The 6,491-nt window shown below is 65.4% G+C and carries 7 protein-coding genes; 1 reads left to right on the forward strand and 6 read right to left on the reverse strand.

What is annotated here, in order from left to right:
- Window positions 1-64: 64 nt before the first annotated feature.
- The 6 genes from B7G52_RS16265 to B7G52_RS16290 form a co-directional block, all read right to left on the reverse strand.
- Complete coding sequence (locus tag B7G52_RS16265) at window positions 65-1,192, reverse strand: DSD1 family PLP-dependent enzyme (protein WP_096698595.1); 1,128 nt, start codon at window positions 1,190-1,192, stop codon at window positions 65-67.
- Window positions 1,192-1,836 (reverse strand): histidine phosphatase family protein, encoded by a 645-nt coding sequence (locus B7G52_RS16270; RefSeq protein WP_096698605.1) that lies wholly within the window; start codon window positions 1,834-1,836, stop codon window positions 1,192-1,194. The genes B7G52_RS16265 and B7G52_RS16270 overlap by 1 nt, the downstream gene beginning before the upstream one ends.
- 171 nt (window positions 1,837-2,007) lie before the next feature.
- Window positions 2,008-2,628: a DUF4136 domain-containing protein gene (locus B7G52_RS16275; RefSeq protein ID WP_096698596.1), complete on the reverse strand. Its 621-nt coding sequence runs from the start codon at window positions 2,626-2,628 to the stop codon at window positions 2,008-2,010.
- Between the two features lie 31 nt (window positions 2,629-2,659).
- Window positions 2,660-3,580, reverse strand: coding sequence for a tRNA 2-thiocytidine(32) synthetase TtcA (gene ttcA / locus B7G52_RS16280; RefSeq protein ID WP_240523491.1), 921 nt, complete (start codon window positions 3,578-3,580; stop codon window positions 2,660-2,662).
- Between the two features lie 51 nt (window positions 3,581-3,631).
- A complete protein-coding gene (locus B7G52_RS16285) occupies window positions 3,632-4,003 on the reverse strand; it encodes a dihydroneopterin aldolase (RefSeq protein ID WP_096698606.1) in 372 nt (123 codons plus the stop codon).
- A 52-nt stretch (window positions 4,004-4,055) separates the two neighbouring features.
- The gene (locus B7G52_RS16290; RefSeq protein ID WP_096698598.1) at window positions 4,056-4,850 is read right to left on the reverse strand and encodes an SDR family oxidoreductase; all 795 of its coding nucleotides are present in this window, start codon (window positions 4,848-4,850) and stop codon (window positions 4,056-4,058) included.
- A 66-nt stretch (window positions 4,851-4,916) separates the two neighbouring features.
- Here B7G52_RS16290 and B7G52_RS16295 point away from each other — a divergent pair, with 66 nt between their 5' ends.
- Window positions 4,917-6,038 carry a class I SAM-dependent methyltransferase gene (locus tag B7G52_RS16295; RefSeq protein ID WP_096698599.1) on the forward strand — a complete coding sequence of 374 codons (1,122 nt, stop codon included), beginning with the start codon at window positions 4,917-4,919 and terminating at the stop codon, window positions 6,036-6,038.
- The last annotated feature ends 453 nt before the right edge of the window (window positions 6,039-6,491 follow it).

Raw genomic sequence — 6,491 nt, forward strand, 5'->3', positions numbered from 1 at the left:
AAGTCCATCAAATCCATTCCCGTGTAGCAGCTTAGTCAGGGCCGACGTTGGGTTTCCTGTTTACTCAGGTCAACGCACCTCTGGCATCCACCTTAATGATCTGCTCGACCTTGCCATGTTCCAGGCCGCCACGCACGCCCAGCAGGTGCTCGTGCAGGTTGACGGTCGGGTCGCAGTGGCCGGGGATCAGCCACACCGTGTCGCCCAGCGCCGGCAGCACCGCGCCGCGCAGGATGCCGTGTTCATCGCCGCCGTTGGCGTAGTCCAGTGCCAGGCCGTGCACCGCCGGCAGGCCGGAGTCGATGGCGTGGCTTTTGTGTCCGGCATCCACCACCGCGTGGCTGGCGCAGACGCTCATGACCTGGCTTTTGACAAACAGCGCGTGTTCGAAGGGCGGTTGCGCCGGGTCGCGCTCGTTGTCGGCGTAGTCGCTGTCCATGAACAGGTAGGAGCCCGCCTGCAACTCGCCGTACACGCCGCTGGCGGTTTCCAGCGCAAAGGTGCCGGTGCCTGCGCCGGTGACCAGCGGTACCGCGTGGCCGGCCGCCTGCAGCGCGGCCCGGGTGGTCTGCACATGGGTGATCACCTGCGCAATCGCGGCCTGCCGCTCTGCCACGGTGCGCAAATGCTGGGCACGACCGTGGTAGGCCTGCAGGCCGCCAAACTGCAGCGCCGGGTGCAGAGCCATCTCATTGGCCAGTGCGACGGCGGGCGCGCCTGGCGCCAGGCCGCAGCGGCCATGGCCGACGTCGATTTCGATGAAGACGCGGATGGCCGCATGCTGGCCGTGCGCGGCCTGGGCCAGCCGGCGCAGGCCTTCGAGGCTGTCGACCGCGATGGCCAGCTGGCCGCCCAGCGCCTGCAGCTCCCTGGCGACCGCCATCACGCGCTTGAGCTTGAAGGGCGAGACCACCTCGTTGCTGATGTAGATGTTGTTCACGCCCAGCGCCGCCAGCGCTTCGGCTTCCGAGGTTTTCTGGACGCAGACGCCGACCGCGCCGCGGGCCATCTGCAGCCTGGCCAGGGTGGCGCTTTTGTGCATCTTGGCGTGTGGCCGCAGCATGACGCCGTGCTGCGCCGCGAACGCCGCCATGCGGTCCAGGTTGCGCTCCATCGCGTCGAGGTCGATCACCAGCGCGGGGGTGTCGATGGCCGCGGCAGGGCGGCCCAGCAGGTCAGACAGCAGGTGCATCAGGTGGTCGTTTCATCGAGGGAGTTGTTGTTGTCCAGGTGCTGGGTGTCGGCCCAGCCGACCAGTGTGAAACCGTTCGGCGTCCAGAGCAGGCGGTTGATGGCCGCATTGCCCAGTGCCCAGGTGCGCGGCGCCTGGATGTCCAGCCGGGTCGCGGCCCGGTACAACACGTCCATCACGCCGCCGTGGCCGACCAGCACGATCAACTCGCCGGCATGGCGCGCCGCGAGTTTTTCGGCGGTGGCGACCACCCGTTCGCGCAACTGCAGCAGCGACTCGCCGCCGGTCGGGGCAAAAGCCGGGTCGCGTGTGCGCCAGCGCCTGGCCTGTTCGGGCAGAACGGCTTCGATCTCGGCAAAGGTCTTGCCCTGGAATTCGCCAAAATGCCGCTCGCGCAAGCCTTGTTCGGCGGTCACCGCCACACCGGTGGCGCGGCTGATCGCCATCGCCGTTTCATGGGCGCGCCCGAGGTCGCTGGCGTAAATGGCGCGTATGGGTTCCTCCGCCAGCGCACGGGCCAGGCGCTCGGCCTGCCAGCGGCCAGTGTCGTTGAGCCCGACATCGAGCTGGCCCTGGATGCGGGTGTCCACATTCCAGGTGGTTTCACCGTGGCGGATGGCCAGCACGCGCGCGGATTCACTCACCGCGCAGCCTCGCAAAATGCCGCCGATCGCGAAGCGCAGGCGGCCTCTCCAGACCAGCAGGGGCCGCGGAACCAGCTCTGCCGGGCCGCAGGCGCAGCGCCCCTCTTCTTCGTGCAAGGGGCAGCGCACCGCCGTAGGCACGCGAAGCGACAAGCGTGGGGGCCGACATGGTTAGCGGGGTATTTCCACGCTAACACGGCGCGGCCCGGCCGGCGGCACCGGAAAGCCGCGTAGGGCGGCGTCCAGCATGGCCGACAGCACCGGGTCGGTGTCCAACCAGGGCTCCTCGCTGACCGCGCGCGTTTCATACACGGCCACGTTGCTGCGCAGCTCGCGCATCACGATGCTGACTTCGCGCCGGTAAATCGGCGTCTCCATGCCGCCCAGCGGAAAACCGAAACTGAAGCCGACATTGGCGCCGCCGCCACCGCTGCCGCCGCCGATGAAGATGTTGGGGTTGCCATAGGGGTAGTAGCCGCCGTCCCAGCGCGAGCGCAACATGGGCTGGGAGCTGGCGCTGACCTGCACGCTCAGGCTTGCGGCCTGCGGGTTGTGCTGCAGGCCGACCCTGGCCAGCGCGGCCTGGGCCAGGCCTTCCAGCCGGGCCTGGGATATGTCCGCCTGCTGCGAGGGCAAACGCTCGAAGCGGTAGCCGCTGCCCGGTGCCGGCGGTGTAGGTGCCCACCGGGCGAAGCTGTTGACCTCGCTGCCGACCACGCGGCTGCTGGCGCAACCGCCCAGCAGCCCCACCAGCGTTGCTGCAAAAATGATAGCTTTCAGCGCTCTGTACATAAGGCCTCCAGGTCTGAATGGCTTGTAAGACTTACAGCGTCACGACGCCCAGTCCGGGCCGGACGGGTTCAAAAAACTCTTCCATGTCAAAGGCCTTGTCGCCTTCCGGGTCCGGCATGCCGGTGCTGCGAATGCCCTTGAAGTCGTGCAACTTGCCGTCCATCAGGTGCGAGGGCACGACGTTTTGCAGCGAGGTGAACATGTTCTCGAGGCGGCCCGGAAATTTCTTGTCCCACTCGCGCAGCATGTTGCCGACCTGCACACGCTGCAGGTTCTGCTGGCTGCCGCACAGCGTGCACGGGATGATCGGGAAGTCGCGCACCTGCGCCCACTTGATCAGGTCTTTCTCGGGTACATAGGCCATGGGCCGGATCACCACGTGTTTGCCGGTGTCGCTGACCAGCTTGGGCGGCATGCCCTTGAGGCGCGAGGCAAAAAACATGTTCAGGAAAAAGGTCTGCAGCATGTCGTCGCGGTGGTGGCCCAGCGCGATCTTGGTCGCGCCCAGCTCCTCGGCCACGCGGTACAAAATGCCGCGGCGCAGGCGCGAACACAGCGAACACATGGTCTTGCCCTCGGGGATCACGCGCTTGACGATGCTGTAGGTGTCCTGCGTCTCGATGTGGAAAGGCACACCGAGTTTTTCCAGGTACTGCGGCAGGATGTGGTCGGGAAAGCCGGGCTGCTTCTGGTCGAGGTTGACGGCGATCAGCTCGAAGTTGATGGGCGCGCGCTTTTGCAGCTTGAGCAGGATGTCCAGCATCGCGTAGCTGTCCTTGCCGCCCGACACGCAGACCATGACCTTGTCGCCTTCCTCGATCATGTTGAAGTCGACAATCGCGCGGCCAACCTCGCGGCACAGGCGTTTTTCGAGCTTGTGTTCCTCGCGTTCTATCTTCAGGCCCACCTTGGCCGTGGCCGCAGCGTCTTCACCGGCGGCGTCATTCATCATTTCATTCAATACGGCACTCATGGATTTACCTCAGGTTGTCGGTGTGGTGCTTTACCACTGGCCGGTCTCGACACGAATGGCCACTTCGCAGTCGTCAAAAATTTCAAGTTTGGCAATTTTCACGCGCACACCCAGCACGCCGGGCAGCAGCATCAGCCGGTGCGCCAGCTTGCCGATCAGGCTTTCCAGCAGGTTCACATGTTCGGCCGTGCATTCGTTGATGATGATCTGGCGCACCTTGCGGTAGTCCAGCACATGGTGGATGTCGTCGTCGCTGGGCAGCAGCGGCTGCGTGCCGAGGTTGAGTTCGGCGTCCACCTGGATCGGCTGCGGCGCACTTTTTTCCTGCTCCAGGATGCCGAGGTTGGCGTCGAAGCGCAGTCCGGTCAGCGTCAGGATCTGGGTGCCACGGGTGTTGAACATGGTGAAGTCAGTCTGCATGGAGGGCAAGAGGTGGCGGTGTAGGAGGGTGCGCTCACATCAGTGAGAAATCGCGCTCGAATTTCAGCAGGTGCTGTCCGCCGTCCACCAGCAGCGTGGTACCGGTGATGGATGCATTTTCCAGCGCGAACTTGACGGTGGCCACCACGTCGGCCGCGCTGGACGAGCGGCCCAGCGGCGAGAGCTTGTGCAGGGCCTGGAATTTTTCGTCGCTCAGCAGATGGCTGGTCAGCGTCAGTCCGGGGGCCACGCCCACCACCCGCACCTGCGGCGCCAGCGCCATGGCCAGCATGGTGTTGGCGGCTTCGAGCGCCGCCTTGGACAGGGTGTAGCTGAAAAAATCGGGGTTGGGGTTCCAGAGTTTCTGGTCCAGCAGGTTGATGACCGCAAACCGGCCGGTTGGCTCAGTCACCGCCCCGCTGGCCTGCCGCGCCAGCACGTGGGCGTGCAGGGCCTGCGCCAGCACGATCGCCGCGCCGGTGTTGCTGCGCATGTGTTTTTCAAGGGATGCAAAACTGAAACTGGCGGCGCTGTCGTGTTCGAAGGTGGAGGCGTTGTTGACCAACGCATCGACCTGGCCGAAGTGCTGGATCACTTGTGGCAACAGGCCGCGGACGGCCGTCTCGTCCTCAAGATCAGCATAAAAAAGCTCTGAATCCACCGCCAGTGCTATGCAGTCAGCTACTGTTTTGGTAGCGTCCTCCTTCGAGCCGCGGTAGTGCACGGCCACACGCCAGCCGCCTGCGGCCAGCGCCAGCGCGATCTCGCGGCCCAGCCGCCTGGCGGCGCCGGTAACGAGAACAACAGGAGCGGGAGACGCTGGTTTCATGTGGTGAAGGTTGGGCAAGCTGGAGGCAGGGCAATCGCCGACAATCCGGGGGTGAGCACCTCTCCCATGACGACACCCCCTAGTTTAACGAGCCCCCTGGCCGCCCACATCCGCGAGGCCATCACCGCGGCCGGTGGCTGGATCGGTTTTGACCGTTTCATGGCCATGGCCCTGTACACCCCGGGGCTGGGCTACTACGCCCGTGATGCGCGCCAGTTCGGCCTCATGCCCGCGGGCGTGAAGGGCGGCGGCAGCGATTTTGTCACCGCGCCCGAGCTTTCCCCGCGTTTTGGCCTGGCGCTGGCGCGCCAGGTGGCGCAGGCCCTGGCAGCCACCGGGACCACGGAGGTCTGGGAATTCGGCGCGGGTTCCGGCGCGCTGGCGCAGCAACTGCTCGAGGCCCTGGGGCCGCAGCTCAGGCGCTACACGATTGTGGATCTCTCCGGCAGCCTGCAGGCGCACCAGCGCGAGCGCCTGGCCGCCTGGGGTGACACCGTGCAGTGGGTCAGCGAACTGCCGGCGCAGATGCAGGGCGTGGTGGTCGGCAACGAGGTGCTGGACGCCATGCCGGTGCAGCTGCTGGCCCGCGTGGGCGGCGTCTGGCAGGAGCGCGGCGTCGCCGTTCACGACGGTGTGTTTGTTCCGGCGGATCAGCCGACCGCCTTGCGGCCGCCGCTCGACGTGGCGGGCAGCCACGACTACCTGACCGAAATCCACCCGCAGGCCGAGGCCTTTGTGCGCACCCTGGCCGACCGGTTGCAGGCCGGCGCGGTGTTTCTGCTCGACTACGGTTTCCCCGAACACGAGTATTACCACTCGCAGCGCAGCATGGGCACGGTCATGTGCCACCGCGCTCACCTGCTGGATGCCGATGCGCTGCAGGACGTGGGCGAGAAGGACGTCACCGCGCACGTCAACTTCAGCGGCATTGCGCTGGCCGGGCAGGAGGCCGGTTTCCAGGTGCTGGGTTACACCAGCCAGGCGCGCTTTCTGCTCAATTGCGGCGTGCTGGACGGCATGGAAGATACGCCGCTGGCCGAGCGCGTCATGGTGCAGAAACTGATCAATGAACATGAGATGGGGGAGTTGTTCAAGGTCATAGCCTTTGCCGTTGACTCGAAGGACTGTCCGTGGAATGGCTGGCAGGCGCTGGGGTTTGCGCAGGGCGACAGGAGCCACACTTTGTAGCGGGTTGCACTGCTTCGAGCTGCTTAGGCCGGATTTGTTGAAGCTTTCGTTGCTTCTGATGTTTGGGGTTTGCCTACAAGCCGGGGGTTGCCCGGCGGCAACTCACTTTTCTTTTGCGTCGCCAAAAGAAAAGTAAGCAAAAGAAAAGGCGACCCGATGGTCTGGGACCCTTCGCTTCGCTGCGGGCAGCCTGCGGTGCTCGCCGAAAGCGGGGTCGAGCTCGAACTCGGCTTCGCCTCAAACAATCACTCGCCCTGATCCGCTTTCGGCTGCGCTCCTCGGCCCAGCCCGACGGGTGGGGGAACGAATGCGGGTTCGGGTGCGGGGAGACATGACGCGCGCAGCGCGTCATGTCGAAGTCAAGCGTTTTTCATGTTTGCACGCGAGCGCAGCACACGCAGCCAAATGAAGTCCCCCTCCATCGCCCAGCGGGGCGAGGGCAGGGGATAGGGG

The organism is Polaromonas sp. AER18D-145 (assembly GCF_002379095.1).
Classification (GTDB): Bacteria; Pseudomonadota; Gammaproteobacteria; order Burkholderiales; family Burkholderiaceae_C; genus Polaromonas.